General features: G+C 73.3%; 1 protein-coding gene. It reads left to right on the top strand.

The window, feature by feature from the left end; all coding sequences use genetic code 11:
• The coding region (locus DW309_RS16130; RefSeq protein ID WP_136045940.1) for an ankyrin repeat domain-containing protein at window positions 1-544 on the top strand (544 nt) is incomplete at both ends.

Genomic DNA, 544 nt, shown 5'->3' on the forward strand with positions numbered 1-544 from the left:
CGCCCGCGGTGACGCCGCCGACGTCCGGGTTGCGCTCGACGCCGGTGCCGACATCGAGGCCCGCGGCGAGGGCGGCATGACCGCACTGGTCGCGGCCACCAAGGCGAACCACGTCGAGGCCGCCCGCGCGCTGATCTCCGCGGGTGCCGACGTGAATGCGAAAGACGACATCCAGGACTCGGCCTACCTGTACGCGGGTGCCCGCGGTCACGGCGAGATCCTGCGCCTCACCCTCACCAACGGCGCCGACCTCACCAGCACCAACCGCTTCGGCGGCACCGCCCTCATCCCCGCGTCGGAGCGCGGACTGCTCGACATCGTGCAGATTCTGCTCGATGCGGGCGTCGACCCCGACCGCGTGAACAACCTGGGGTGGACGGCGCTGCACGAGGCGATCGTGCTCGGTGACGGCTCGGGGCGCTACGTCGCCGTGGTGCGCGCCCTGCTCGACGGCGGCGCCGACCCGACCATCCGCGACGGCGACGGCGTGCTGCCGGGCGACCTCGCGAAGGCCCGCGGCTACGACGCGATCGTCGCCGAGCTC

Source organism: Microbacterium sp. K41, from assembly GCF_004794395.1.
Taxonomy (GTDB): Bacteria; Actinomycetota; Actinomycetes; order Actinomycetales; family Microbacteriaceae; genus Microbacterium; species Microbacterium sufflavum.